The 12,275-nt window shown below is 67.5% G+C and carries 12 protein-coding genes; 10 read left to right on the forward strand and 2 right to left on the reverse strand.

What is annotated here, in order from left to right; translation table 11 throughout:
* Positions 1-7: 7 nt before the first annotated feature.
* Both ABTV91_RS03980 and pnuC read left to right on the forward strand, forming a co-directional pair.
* Positions 8-1,468 carry an outer membrane protein transport protein gene (locus ABTV91_RS03980; RefSeq protein ID WP_433853329.1) on the forward strand — a complete coding sequence of 487 codons (1,461 nt, stop codon included), beginning with the start codon at positions 8-10 and terminating at the stop codon, positions 1,466-1,468.
* 139 nt (positions 1,469-1,607) lie between these two features.
* Positions 1,608-2,213 (forward strand): nicotinamide riboside transporter PnuC, encoded by a 606-nt coding sequence (pnuC, locus tag ABTV91_RS03985; protein WP_433853330.1) that lies wholly within the window; start codon positions 1,608-1,610, stop codon positions 2,211-2,213.
* A 144-nt stretch (positions 2,214-2,357) separates the two neighbouring features.
* On the opposite strand, the gene putA is transcribed toward pnuC, so the two are convergent.
* Positions 2,358-5,564, reverse strand: coding sequence for a bifunctional proline dehydrogenase/L-glutamate gamma-semialdehyde dehydrogenase PutA (putA, locus tag ABTV91_RS03990; RefSeq protein WP_433853331.1), 3,207 nt, complete (start codon positions 5,562-5,564; stop codon positions 2,358-2,360).
* Positions 5,565-5,867: 303 nt separating this feature from the next.
* Between putA and ABTV91_RS03995 the strand changes: the two genes are divergently transcribed.
* The 6 genes from ABTV91_RS03995 to ABTV91_RS04020 all read left to right on the forward strand — a co-directional run bounded on the left by ABTV91_RS03995 (position 5,868) and on the right by ABTV91_RS04020 (position 10,595).
* Complete coding sequence (locus ABTV91_RS03995) at positions 5,868-6,341, forward strand: DUF2244 domain-containing protein (RefSeq protein WP_433853332.1); 474 nt, start codon at positions 5,868-5,870, stop codon at positions 6,339-6,341.
* Between the two features lie 19 nt (positions 6,342-6,360).
* Complete coding sequence (gene coxB / locus ABTV91_RS04000; protein ID WP_433853333.1) at positions 6,361-7,293, forward strand: cytochrome c oxidase subunit II; 933 nt, start codon at positions 6,361-6,363, stop codon at positions 7,291-7,293.
* Between the two features lie 64 nt (positions 7,294-7,357).
* Positions 7,358-8,968 carry a cytochrome c oxidase subunit I gene (gene ctaD, locus ABTV91_RS04005; RefSeq protein ID WP_433853334.1) on the forward strand — a complete coding sequence of 537 codons (1,611 nt, stop codon included), beginning with the start codon at positions 7,358-7,360 and terminating at the stop codon, positions 8,966-8,968.
* An 11-nt stretch (positions 8,969-8,979) separates the two neighbouring features.
* A complete protein-coding gene (locus ABTV91_RS04010) occupies positions 8,980-9,114 on the forward strand; it encodes a hypothetical protein (RefSeq protein WP_433853335.1) in 135 nt (44 codons plus the stop codon).
* The gene (locus ABTV91_RS04015) at positions 9,111-9,698 is read left to right on the forward strand and encodes a cytochrome c oxidase assembly protein (RefSeq protein ID WP_433853336.1); all 588 of its coding nucleotides are present in this window, start codon (positions 9,111-9,113) and stop codon (positions 9,696-9,698) included. The genes ABTV91_RS04010 and ABTV91_RS04015 overlap by 4 nt, the downstream gene beginning before the upstream one ends.
* Positions 9,699-9,719: 21 nt before the next feature.
* Positions 9,720-10,595 (forward strand): cytochrome c oxidase subunit 3, encoded by an 876-nt coding sequence (locus tag ABTV91_RS04020; RefSeq protein WP_433853337.1) that lies wholly within the window; start codon positions 9,720-9,722, stop codon positions 10,593-10,595.
* 85 nt (positions 10,596-10,680) lie between these two features.
* Here the strand turns inward: ABTV91_RS04020 and ABTV91_RS04025 are convergent, their stop codons facing one another.
* Positions 10,681-10,899, reverse strand: coding sequence for a twin transmembrane helix small protein (locus ABTV91_RS04025; protein ID WP_433853338.1), 219 nt, complete (start codon positions 10,897-10,899; stop codon positions 10,681-10,683).
* Positions 10,900-10,956: 57 nt separating this feature from the next.
* Here ABTV91_RS04025 and ABTV91_RS04030 point away from each other — a divergent pair, with 57 nt between their 5' ends.
* Positions 10,957-11,670 carry an SURF1 family protein gene (locus tag ABTV91_RS04030; protein ID WP_433853339.1) on the forward strand — a complete coding sequence of 238 codons (714 nt, stop codon included), beginning with the start codon at positions 10,957-10,959 and terminating at the stop codon, positions 11,668-11,670.
* Positions 11,671-11,697: 27 nt separating this feature from the next.
* Positions 11,698-12,273, forward strand: a complete 576-nt coding sequence (locus ABTV91_RS04035; RefSeq protein WP_433853340.1) for a hypothetical protein — start codon at positions 11,698-11,700, stop codon at positions 12,271-12,273.
* Positions 12,274-12,275 lie beyond the last annotated feature (2 nt).

Below are 12,275 nucleotides of genomic sequence, written 5' to 3' on the forward strand. Positions count from 1 at the left end.
TTCCAACATGCATACCGCTTCCACCCTCGCACGCGTCACCGCCCTGGCCGTCGGCATTGCTGGTGCCTTGGCTTTCAGCAACGCCGACGCCGCCGCGTTCCAGCTCAAGGAAAACAGCGCCAAGGGCCTGGGCCGCGCCTTCGCCGGCTCCACCTCCGCCTGGGATGATGCCTCGGTGATCGCCACCAACCCGGCATCGATGCGCCTGCTCAATGGCCGCCAGTTCCAGGCCGACCTGAGCGCGATCAGCTTCTCGGCCAAGATGGAAGACGTCTACAACGCCCGCAACGCCGGCGCGACCGGTCCGGGCACCGGCACGCCGATCTCCGGCGGCAACGGCGGCGACGCCGGCATGATCGCCCCGGTTCCGGCGGCCTACTTCCACGTGCCGTTCGGCGAGAACGACAACATGCACTTCGGCCTGTCGCTGACCGCGCCGTTCGGCTTCAAGACCGAGTACGACAAGGGCTGGGTGGGTCGCTACCACGGCACCACCACCGACCTGAAGGCCGTCGACCTGGGCGCGGCGTTCTCCTACGACGTCAACCCGTACGTGTCCTTCGGCGCCAGCGTGTTCGTCGAGCACCTGACCATCGAGCTGGGCAACGCCCTGGACATGGGCGCCATCGTCAGCAGCGGCGCCCAGGACAAGGCCGAAGCGCAGCTGCGCAAGCTGATCGCCAACCCGACCGCAGCACAGATCCGCGCGGCGCGTGGGCAGGGCGCCCAGCAGGCCGCCGCCCTTGGCTTCTACCCGGGCAGCGCCGATGGTTCGGTGACCATCGAAGGCGACAACAACGCCGTCGGCTACGTGCTGGGCACCACGCTGAGCCCGAGCGAGAACACCAACATCGCCTTCAGCTACCGCTCCAAGGTCGAACACAAGATCACCGGCGGCAAGGCCGACTTCACCGTCCCGGGCAATGTCGCCGCGGCGCTGGGCCAGCCGGCCAGCGGCCTGTTCGTCGATACCAGCGGCAAGGCCACCGTGACCCTGCCGGCCTCGCTCACCATGAGCGTGACCCACCGCATCAACGACCGCTGGACGGTGATGGGCGACGTGACGCGCACCGCCTGGGCCACCGCGTTCGACAAGGTGACCGTGGACTTCGCCTCCAACCAGCCCGACAACACGCTGGTGTTCGGCTACAAGGACACCACCTTCGGTTCGATCGGTACCGAGTACAAGCTGTCCGACACCGTCACCCTGCGTGGCGGCGTGGCCTACGACGAAACCCCGACCACCTACGGCCACCGCGACGTGCGCGTGCCGGACGTGACCCGCAAGTGGCTGTCGTTCGGCCTGGGCTGGACCCCGAAGGAGAACACCGAGTTCAACTTCGGCTACACCCACCTGTTCACCAACGAACCGGCGATCAACGCCACCTCGGCGACCGGCAACGTGCTGCAGGGCAAGTACAAGGTCGCCGGCGACATCCTCGCCGCGTCGATCAACTACAAGTTCTGATCCAGGCACCGCCTGTCGCTGCAACCCGGAAGGCCCCGCGCAAGCGGGGCCTTTCGTTTTCCTGCCGTGCGGCGCGCGCCTGCCCGCCGCACGGCGGCGATGCCATGGCCTGGACGCGCGGCGCAGGCGACAATGGCGCATGAACCTGTCCGATCCCGCGTTCCAGCTGGAGCTGGCCGCCAATGTCGCCGTCGCCGGTTCGATCCTGCTGGCCGGCCGCAACAACGTGCACACCTGGTGGCTGGGCATCGTCGGCTGCGCGCTGTTCGCCATCGTGTTCGAACGCTCGCACCTGTACGCGGACATGGCGCTGCAGTTCTTCTTCATCGCGGTCAGCGTGCTCGGCTGGTGGCAATGGCTGCGCGGCGACCATGGCGCGCCGCTGCCGATCACCGCCCTGCGCCCAAGCGCATGGGGCTGGCTGCTGCCGCTGGCGGTGGCAGCCACCTTCGGCTACGGCTGGATGCTGACCCGCCTGACCAACGCCTATGCACCGTATGTCGATTCGGCGGTGCTGGTGTTGAGCATGATCGCGCAGGTGCTGATGATGCGCCGCAAGCTGGAATCGTGGTGGGTGTGGCTGCTGGTGAACAGCATCGCCGTGCCGCTGTACTACAGCCGCGGACTGCACCTGACCTCGATCCTCTACGTCGGCTTCTGGATCAATGCGCTGGTGGCGCTGCGCCATTGGCGGCGGCTGATGCGCACGCAGGCACCGGCCCAGGCGGTCGACGCCGCTGCCTGAGCCGGCCGCGCATGGCGGCCGGTCGGCCATGGTGGACCGGTTGCGTCGCCCGCACCTTTCACCGGCTCCGCCGGCTGCACCGCGTCGACCCATGAAAAACCCCGCTTTCGCGGGGCTTTCCAGTGACGCACCGACCGCGCGGGATCAGTCGCCCAGGGTCAGCAGCGAGGCGTTGCCGCCGGCGGCGGTGGTGTTCACCGTCACCGTCTTCTCGGTGGCGAAACGCAGCAGGTAGTGCGGGCCGCCGGCCTTCGGCCCGGTGCCGGACAGGCCCTGGCCGCCGAACGGCTGCACGCCGACCACCGCGCCGATCTGGTTGCGGTTGACGTAGACGTTGCCGACGTTGACGCGCGAGGCGATGCGGTCGACGGTTTCGTCGATGCGCGAATGCACGCCCAGGGTCAGGCCGTAGCCGGTGGCGTTGATCTGGTCGATCACCGCGTCGAGCTGGTCGGCCTTCCAGCGGATCAGGTGCAGTACCGGTCCGAAGATTTCCTTGTGCAGCTGGCCCAGGTCCTTCAGTTCATAGGCGCGCGGCGCGAAGAAGTTGCCGTGCGCGGTGGCGTCGGACAGCGGCGCGGTGGCGATCAGGCGCGCTTCCCTGTCCATGCGCGCGGCGTGGTCCTCGAGGATCTGCAGCGCGTCGGCGTCGATCACCGGGCCGACGTCGGTGGACAGCTCGCCCGGGTTGCCGACCTTCAGTTCGGCCATCGCGCCGGCCAGCATGCCCATCACCTTGTCGGCGATGTCGTCCTGCACGAACAGCACGCGCGCGGCCGAGCAGCGCTGGCCGGCGGAGGTGAAGGCCGAGCCGATCGCGTCCTTGACCAACTGCTCCGGCAGCGCCGAGGAGTCGGCGATGAAGGCGTTCTGGCCGCCGGTCTCGGCGATCAGCACGCCGATGGCGGCGTCGCGCGCGGCCATGGCGCGGTTGATGGCGCGCGCGGTTTCGGTGGAGCCGGTGAAGGCCACGCCGGCCACGCGCGGGTCGGCGGTGAGCGCGGCACCGACGGTGGCGCCGTCGCCCGGCAGGAACTGCAGCACGCCTTCCGGCACGCCGGCGTCGTGCAGCAGCTTCACCGCGTAGTAGCCGACCAGGTTGGTCTGCTCGGCCGGCTTGGCGATGACGCTGTTGCCGGCGGCCAGCGCGGCGCTGACCTGGCCCAGGAAGATCGCCAGCGGGAAATTCCACGGGCTGATGCAGACGAACACGCCGCGGCCATGCAGCTGCAGCTCGTTGCTCTCGCCGGTCGGGCCCGGCAGCTTCTCGGCGCTGCCGAACTGCTCGCGCGCCTGCTTGGCGTAGTAGCGCAGGAAGTCCACCGCCTCGCGCACTTCGGCGACGCTGTCCGGCAGGCTCTTGCCGGCTTCCTTCACGCACAGCGCCATGAACTCGGCGATGCGCGCTTCCAGCTGGTCGGCGGCGTGTTCGAGGATGGCGGCGCGGCTGGCGGCCGGGGTGCGGTTCCAGGCCGGCTGTGCGGCCACGGCATTGGCCAGCGCCTTCTGCACGGTGGCGCTGTCGGCGGCCTGCCAGTGGCCGACCACCTCGCGCGTGTCGGCCGGGTTGGTCACTGCAACGCTGGCGCCGGTGGCGCTGGCGCCGGGCACCAGCGGGGCGGCCTGCCACGGCTTGACCGCGGCGTCGAGCTGCTCGGCGAGGGCGCGCAGTGCGTTGTCGTTGGCGAGGTTGATGCCCATGGAGTTGTTCCTGTCGTGGTTCTGGCTGCGCAGCAGGTCGACCGGCAGCGGGATCTTGGGATGCGGGATGGATTCGAACGAGGACACGGCTTCGACCGGATCGCGGATCAGGTCGTCGATGGACACGTCCTCGTCGGTGATGCGGTTGACGAAGCTGGAGTTGGCGCCGTTCTCGAGCAGGCGGCGCACCAGGTAGGGCAGCAGGTCCTCGTGCGAGCCGACCGGCGCGTACACACGGCACGGCACGTCCAGGCGGTCGGCCGGGATCACCTCGGCGTACAGGTCGTCGCCCATGCCGTGCAGCTTCTGGTGCTCGTAGGTGCGGCCCTGCGCGATCTGCTTCACCGCGGCGATGGTGGCCGCGTTGTGTGTGGCGAACATCGGGTACAGCACGTCGGCATGGCCGAACAGGCGTTTGGCGCAGGCCAGGTAGGACACGTCGGTGTTCTGCTTGCGGGTGAACACCGGGTAGCCGGGCAGGCCGTCGATCTGCGCGCGCTTGATCTCCGCATCCCAGTACGCGCCCTTGACCAGGCGCACCTGCAGCCGGTGGCCGATGCGGCGGGCCAGGTCGGCAAGGTAGTCGATCGTGTACGGGGTGCGTTTCTGGTAGGCCTGCACCACGATGCCGAAGCCTTCCCAGCCCTTGAGCGAGGGATCGCTGACCACGCGCTCGATGATGTCCAGCGACAGTTCGAGGCGGTCGGTTTCCTCGGCGTCGACGGTGCAGCCGATGCCGTAGCCCTTGGCCAGCTGCGCCAGTTCCAGCACGCCGGGCACGAGGTCGGCCAGCACGCGTTCGCGCTTGGCGTGCTCGTAGCGCGGGTAAAGCGCGGAGAGCTTGATCGAGATGCCGTGCGATTTCGTCACGTCACCATCGGCCTTGCCGCCGCGGGCGATATTGTCGCTGCCGATGGCATGGATGGCGCGCTTGTAGGCGTCCAGGTAGCGCGCCGCGTCCTTCATCGTCAGCGCGCCTTCGCCGAGCATGTCGAACGAATAACGGTAGTTGCCGTTGTCGCCCTTGTGCGAGCGCGCCAGCGCCTCGTCGATGGTGCGGCCCATGACGAACTGGTGGCCCATGATCTTCATCGCCTGGCGCACGGCCAGGCGGATCACCGGCTCGCCGACGCGGCCGATCAGGCGCTTGAAGGCGCCGTGCACGTCGCGCTTGGTGGCGTCGGCCAGGTCGACCAGGTGGCCGGTCAGCATCAGGCCCCAGGTCGAGGCATTGACCAGCACCGAATCGGACTGGCCCATGTGCCGCTTCCAGTCGGCCTCGCCGAGCTTGTCGCGGATCAGTTTGTCGGCCGTCTCCTGGTCGGGGATGCGCAGCAGCGCCTCGGCCACGCACATCAGCAGCACGCCCTCCTCGCTGCCCAGGTCGTACTGGCGCATGAAGGCCTCGATCGCGCCCTGGTCCTTGGCCCGGGCGCGCACCCGGCGCACCAGGTCGGCGGCGGTGGCTTGGACCTGGGCCTGTTCGGCGGCGGGCAGGCGGGCCTGCTCCAGCAGTTCGCGCACGTGGCTGGCCTCGTCCTTCAGCCAGGCGTCGGTGATGGCCTGGCGCAGCGCAGCCGGTCGGGGCGGCAGTTCGGGCGAGAGCAGCGGCAGGGCCGCGGCGGCGTGGGTGGACGGTGTTGCATTCATGGGCATGACCACATCGGGACACGTTGGGATTCGGCCATTTTAATCCCTGGCGGCGGATTTCCCAGCCCTCCCGGCGGCCTCTTGGTGGCGCCGCAACCATTGGTACAAGGGCGATCCAGCGAAAATCGCAGGCCTCCATCAATTTGTGCTGAATCCGGCAAATTATCTGCCGATGTCGATTTGGTCGGGCACAAATCCAGTGTGCAGTGCAGCAATCACGACAATGATGAATGAGAGCTTGCCGGGGTGATTGGGCGGGGCTACCATCGAAGCCGTTTTCCGCGGTACGGACGCGGTTGCGACATGATCGAGATGCTTCGGCGGGTTGAAGGCGGCTCACGTGCGCAGCTGGTGCTGCATCCCCCACGGGCACTCAGCGCCCGGCAGTTCGTCCTGTTGTTCGTTGCGTTGGCAGGGTTGATGGCGTTCTCGGCGGGCTTGGGCTGGCTGTCTGGAAACGTTTTCGCCCCTGTTTTCGCGGTATTGCATTGCTTCCTGGTGGGAGCGGCCCTGCGCGCGTCATGGCGCGGCGGCGAGCGCCGGGAAGAGATCCGGGTTGGACCGGACTGCGTGGAGGTGATCCGCGCAGCCGGATGTCCGCCGGTCTTCCGCGCCCACCCGTACTGGGTGCGCGTGGTGATCGAGGATGAACGGGTCGCGCTGGTCTCCAGCGGGAAGCGGGTCGAAGTGGGGAGTCTCCTCGCACCCGCCGAACGCCGGGAACTGGCGGCGACGCTGGAAGGCTTGCTCGCGGCCAGTGACGGCCGCAACCGATGACGTCTCAAGGGTCTAGGCAATGAAGCAAAGCAACAGGTGGGGAATGTGGTGCAGGAACGGCCTCGGTCTGGCGGCGATGGCGCTGGCGGCTCCGATGGCATGGGCGCAGGCGGGCGATCCGCAGCGCTGGCAGCTCAACATGGGCAAGGGCGTCACCCATACCGCGCGCATGGCATGGGACGCGCACATGGTGGCGCTGTGGGTGTGCACCGTCATCGGCGTGATCGTGTTCGCCGCGATGGGCTACGCCATCTTCAAGTTCCGCAAGTCCAAGGGCGCGGTGGCGGCGCAGTTCTCGCACAACACCAAGGCCGAGATCATCTGGACCGTCATCCCGATCATCATCCTGGTGGTGATGGCGTGGCCGGCCACGGCCAAGCTGATCGCCATGTACGACACCCGCGATTCCGAGATGACGGTGAAGATCACCGGCTACCAGTGGATGTGGAAGTACGAGTACCTGGGCGAGAACGTGGAGTTCACCAGCCGCCTGGACCGCAAGTCCGACCAGGTGCGCCAGAGCGGCGCGGTGCCGACCATGGCCACCGATCCGCACTACCTGCTGGACGTCGACAATCCGCTGGTGCTGCCGGTGGATACCAAGATCCGTTTCGTCATCACCGCCGACGACGTGGTCCACGCCTGGTGGGTGCCGGCGCTGGGCTGGAAGCAGGACGCCGTGCCGGGCTTCATCAACGAGCGCTGGACCAACATCGAGCAGGAAGGCGTGTACCGCGGACAGTGCGCCGAACTGTGCGGCAAGGACCATGGCTTCATGCCGATCGTGGTCAAGGCCGTGTCGAAGGAAGAATTCAAGACGTGGCTGGCCTCGCGCAAGCCCGCAGCGGCGCCTGCGGCCGAACCCGCGCCTGCCGCCGAGCCGGCCACCGACGCCCCGCAGCCGGAGGCCGCGCCCGCCGCGGAACCGGCGCCCGCGGCGGCCGGCGCCTGATACCGCTGCGCGCCGGCCTGGGCCGGCGCGATGCCTGGAAACTGGATAACGAGGTATAGCTGCAATGGCGAACTCCGCAGTGGGCCACTCCGACCATCACGGCCACCAGCAAGGTTTCTTCGAGCGTTGGTTCTTCTCCACGAACCACAAGGACATCGGAACGCTGTACCTGCTCTTCAGCTTCCTGATGTTCATCATCGGCGCCTTCATGTCGGTGCTGATCCGCTGGGAGCTGATGGAGCCCGGGCTTCAGCACATGAAGCCGGAATTCTTCAACCAGATGACCACCGTGCATGCGCTGGTGATGATCTTCGGCGGCGTGATGCCGGCCTTCGTCGGCCTGGCCAACTGGATGATCCCGCTGCAGATCGGCGCGCCGGACATGGCGCTGCCGCGCATGAACAACTGGTCGTTCTGGCTGCTGCCGGTGGCCTTCACCCTGCTGCTGCTAACCCTGTTCCTGCCCGGCGGCGCGCCCGCCGGCGGCTGGACCATGTACCCGCCGCTGTCGCTGCAGGGCGGCTACAACGTCGCCTTCAGCGTGTTCGCCATCCACGTGGCCGGCATCAGCTCGATCATGGGCGCGATCAACATCATCGCCACCGTGCTCAACATGCGCGCGCCAGGCATCGACCTGCTGAAGATGCCGATCTTCTGCTGGACCTGGCTGATCACCGCGTTCCTGCTGATCGCGGTCATGCCGGTGCTGGCCGGCGCGGTGACCATGCTGCTGACCGACAAGTTCTTCGGCACCAGCTTCTTCAACGCCGCCGGCGGCGGCGACCCGGTGATGTACCAGCACATCTTCTGGTTCTTCGGGCATCCCGAGGTCTACATCATGATCCTGCCGGCGTTCGGCGTGATCAGCGAGATCATCCCCACCTTCAGCCGCAAGCCGCTGTTCGGCTACCAGGCGATGGTGTACGCCACCGCGGCCATCGCGTTCCTGTCGTTCATCGTGTGGGCGCACCACATGTTCACGGTGGGCATGCCGCTGGGCGGCGAGATCTACTTCATGTTCGCCACCATGCTGATCTCGATCCCGACCGGCGTGAAGGTGTTCAACTGGGTCAGCACGATGTGGAAGGGCGCGCTGACCTTCGAAACCCCGATGCTGTTCTCCATCGCCTTCGTGGTGCTGTTCAGCATCGGCGGCTTCTCCGGCCTGATGCTGGCCATCGTGCCGGCCGACTTCCAGTACCACGACACCTACTTCGTGGTCGCGCACTTCCACTACGTGCTGGTCACCGGCGCGGTGCTGGCGCTGATCGCCGCGGTCTACTACTGGTGGCCGAAGTGGACCGGCCGCATGTACAACGAGTTCTGGGGCAAAGTGCATTTCTGGTGGACGATGGTGTTCGTCAACCTGCTGTTCTTCCCGCAGCACTTCCTCGGCCTGGCCGGCATGCCGCGCCGCATCCCGGACTACAACCCGGTGTTCGCGGACTGGAACCTGGTCAGCTCGATCGGCGCGTTCGGCATGTTCGTCACCCCGTTCCTGATGGCCGCCATCCTGCTGTCGTCGCTGCGCAGCGGCCAGCGCGCCGACGCGCGCGCCTGGGAAAGCGCCAAGGGCCTGGAGTGGACCGTGCCGTCGCCGGCGCCGGCGCACACCTTCACCGTGCCGCCGGTGATCCAGCCGGGCGACCTGGCCCATGACGACGTCACCCATTGAGGCGCGTGTCGATGAGCCGTCCCGACTGGCAACCCGATGAACTGGCCCTGCGCCGCCGCCGTTCGCGGCGCACGGCGCTGGTGGTAGGCCTGATCGCGGTGGCGATCTACGCCGGCTTCATCCTGTCCGGAGTGCTGGCGCATTGACCACGCCCGCGCCCCGGCCCGAACGCAGCGCCGGCATCGTCCGGCTGCTCGGCGTCGCGCTGGGCGTGTTCGTGCTGACCTTCTCGCTGGTGCCGCTGTACCGCATCGCCTGCGAGAAGGTGTTCGGCGTGCGCCTTGAGCGCGGCGCCAGCCAGGTGGGCGCTTCCCAGGCCGCGACCGGCAAGCGCGTGGTACGGGTCGAGTTCGATGGCGGCGTCAATTCCAAGCTGCCGTGGGCCTTCCATCCGGAAAAGCTGACGATGGACGTGGTGCCGGGCGAATTGAACGAGGCGCTGTACTTCGCCCGCAACGACAGCGACCACGCGCTGGTCGGCAGCGCGGTGCCCTCGGTGGCGCCGGCGCGCGCCTCCGGTTATTTCAACAAGACCGAGTGTTTCTGCTTCACCGCGCAGACCCTGCAGGCCGGGGAGCAGCGCGAGATGCCGGTGCGTTTCATCGTCGATCCGGACCTGCCCGCAGACGTCCGCACGATCACCCTGTCCTACACCTTCTACAAGAACGACGCGCTGACGGCGCAGCTGGCACCGGCCTCGGCCGGCGGCTCGTCGCACGCAGCCCCCTGACCACGGATCCGGAAGCAAGCCATGGCCCACAACACGCCTGATGCCAACGTCTACTTCGTGCCGAGCCAGAGCCGCTGGCCCTTCGTCGGCTCGATCTCCATGCTGGTGCTGATGGTCGGAGTGGCCAGCTGGCTCAACGACGCCAGCTGGGGCCGCTGGACCTTCTTCATCGGCCTGGCGATGCTGGTGTTCACCCTGTTCCTGTGGTTCGGCGACGTGATCCGCGAGTCGGTCGGTGGCAACTACAACCGCCAGGTCGACGGCTCGTTCCGCATGGGCATGATCTGGTTCATCTTCTCGGAAGTGATGTTCTTCGGTGCCTTCTTCGGCGCGCTGTTCTACACCCGTGTCTACGGCCTGGCCTGGCTGGGCGGCGAAGGCCACGGCGTGGCGACCAACGAGATCCTGTGGGACGGCTATTCGGCCGCATGGCCGACCAACGGCCCGGGCGGCATCGGCGGCATGTTCCAGACCATCCCGGCCTGGGGCCTGCCGCTGGTCAATACGCTGATCCTGCTGACTTCCGGAGCGACCCTGACCATCGCCCACCACGCGCTCAAGGCCGGCAACCGCAAGCAGCTGCTGATCTGGCTGGGCGCCACGGTGCTGCTGGGCTGCGTGTTCCTGTTCTTCCAGGCCGAGGAATACATGCACGCCTACGGCGAGCTCAACCTCACCCTGGGCTCGGGCATCTACGGTTCGACGTTCTTCATGCTCACCGGCTTCCACGGCGCGCATGTGCTGCTGGGCACGATCATGCTGATCGTCATGTGGCTGCGTTCGGCCAAGGGCCACTTCACCCGCGACAACCACTTCGGCTTCGAGGCCGCAGCGTGGTACTGGCACTTCGTCGACGTGGTGTGGCTGATGCTGTTCCTGTTCGTCTACGTGCTGTAAGCGACGGGAAAAAACAGGGAGCGGGGCATCGGGATCGCGTCCCGGTACGCCGCTCCCTGATTGCTTTGAGGGCACCTGCCAGGTTTCAGCCGCCGACGCCATGCGGCTTGATCCAGCCGCTGTAGATGCCCAGGACGATCAGCAGGATCAGCACCACCGACAGCACGATGCGCCGCGTCAGCGCATTGACCGTGCGCTTGGTCTGGCCACGGTCGATCATCAGGTAGTACAGCCCGGCGCCAAGATTCCAGACGATGACGATCAGGAACGCGATCACCAGCAGTGTCTTCAGCGAATCATTCATGCACGGCTCGAGGAGTGGGAAGGCGCTGCTATCTCACCTGCTCGCGGCGCAGTTGTCATGACGCGACAGCACACGGGTCTGTTCGGCTGGCTGCTGGCGCTCGCGGTCGTCGCCATGTTCAGCGCGCTGGGTGCCTGGCAGTTGCAGCGCATGCACGAGAAGCAGGCGCTGCTGGCGCAGGTGCCGCCGGACCGCAGCGAGGCGATGGCATTGGCGCAGGCGCTGCGCACGCCGGACACGCTGCACTGGGTGCATGACCGGCTCGAGTTCCTGCCTGCCACGGTGCTGCTGGACAACCAGCTGCGCGATGGCCGCGCCGGCCTGAAGGTGTACCAGGCCGCGCGCGCGCAGGCCGCCGTTGTGCTGGTCGATCTGGGCTGGCTGCCCCTGCCGGCCGACCGCCAGCTGCCGCGCATCGCGCCGCTGCAGGGCGGGATCGACGTGGAAGGGCTGTGGGCGCCACCGCCGTCGCCCGGCCTGGCGCTGGGACCGGCGCTGACCGGGACACCGCAGCCACGGGTATGGCTGGCCACGCGCCTGGATTTCCCGGCCATCGCCGCGAACCTGGGGCTTCCGGCCGACGCGCTTCCGGTGCATGTGCTGCGGCTCGATCCGGCCGCACCGCTGGGCTACACCCGCGACCTGGACCTGCTGCCCAACACGCTGCCGCCCTCGCGCCACCTTGGCTATGCGGTGCAATGGTTCGCCATGGCGCTGGCGGTGCTGGTGATCGCCTTCGTACTGCACTGGCGCCGCCGCCGCGGGCGCTGAACGCCAAGCCATGGGAAAATGCCGCACATGAATGCCCTTACTCCGGAACAGCTCGCCATCCGCAAGCGCGGCCGCCGCGTGCTGCTGCTGATCTTCGCCATGTTCTTCGGCTCGATGGCGCTGGCCGGCATCCTGCGTTTTTCCGGTTGGATGCCGCAGGTGAACCGCAACCATGGGCAGCTGTTCGAGCCGCCGGTGGACCTGCGCCAGGAACGCCTGCAGCTGGCCGATGGCAGCCCCTACGCTTGGAATCCGACTGCGCGCCACTGGCGCATCGTGCTGGCGCCGGCGGTCGACTGCGCGCCGGCCTGCGTCACTTTGTCGCAGCAGCTGCACACGGTGTGGCAGCTGTTCGGCCATAACGCGGATAATGTCGAGATATTGTGGCTGGGCACGCCGCCCGCGCAGGTGGCGGCCTCGCCGGCGCTGAAGGTGCTGCAGGCCTCGCCGGCGTTCCGGGCGAAGCTGCCGGGGGTGGATGACCCCGCCGGCATCCCCGTGTACGTGATCGATCCCAACGGCTTCGTGGTACTGCGCTATGCGCCCGGCTTCGACCCGGGCGGCCTGCGCACCGACCTTTCCAGGCTGTTGAAACTGAAGTGAGT

The sequence above is a fragment of the Stenotrophomonas nitritireducens genome (assembly GCF_050984405.1).
In the GTDB taxonomy this organism is placed as follows: Bacteria; Pseudomonadota; Gammaproteobacteria; order Xanthomonadales; family Xanthomonadaceae; genus Stenotrophomonas; species Stenotrophomonas nitritireducens_B.

Coding starts and splice junctions, on each gene's coding strand:
- ABTV91_RS03980 (WP_433853329.1), top strand. CDS start 8: ATGCATACCGCTTCCACCCTCGCACGCGTCACCGCCCTGGCCGTCGGC.
- pnuC (WP_433853330.1), top strand. CDS start 1,608: ATGAACCTGTCCGATCCCGCGTTCCAGCTGGAGCTGGCCGCCAATGTC.
- putA (WP_433853331.1), bottom strand. CDS start 5,564: ATGAATGCAACACCGTCCACCCACGCCGCCGCGGCCCTGCCGCTGCTC.
- ABTV91_RS03995 (WP_433853332.1), top strand. CDS start 5,868: ATGATCGAGATGCTTCGGCGGGTTGAAGGCGGCTCACGTGCGCAGCTG.
- coxB (WP_433853333.1), top strand. CDS start 6,361: ATGAAGCAAAGCAACAGGTGGGGAATGTGGTGCAGGAACGGCCTCGGT.
- ctaD (WP_433853334.1), top strand. CDS start 7,358: ATGGCGAACTCCGCAGTGGGCCACTCCGACCATCACGGCCACCAGCAA.
- ABTV91_RS04010 (WP_433853335.1), top strand. CDS start 8,980: ATGAGCCGTCCCGACTGGCAACCCGATGAACTGGCCCTGCGCCGCCGC.
- ABTV91_RS04020 (WP_433853337.1), top strand. CDS start 9,720: ATGGCCCACAACACGCCTGATGCCAACGTCTACTTCGTGCCGAGCCAG.
- ABTV91_RS04025 (WP_433853338.1), bottom strand. CDS start 10,899: ATGAATGATTCGCTGAAGACACTGCTGGTGATCGCGTTCCTGATCGTC.
- ABTV91_RS04030 (WP_433853339.1), top strand. CDS start 10,957: ATGACGCGACAGCACACGGGTCTGTTCGGCTGGCTGCTGGCGCTCGCG.
- ABTV91_RS04035 (WP_433853340.1), top strand. CDS start 11,698: ATGAATGCCCTTACTCCGGAACAGCTCGCCATCCGCAAGCGCGGCCGC.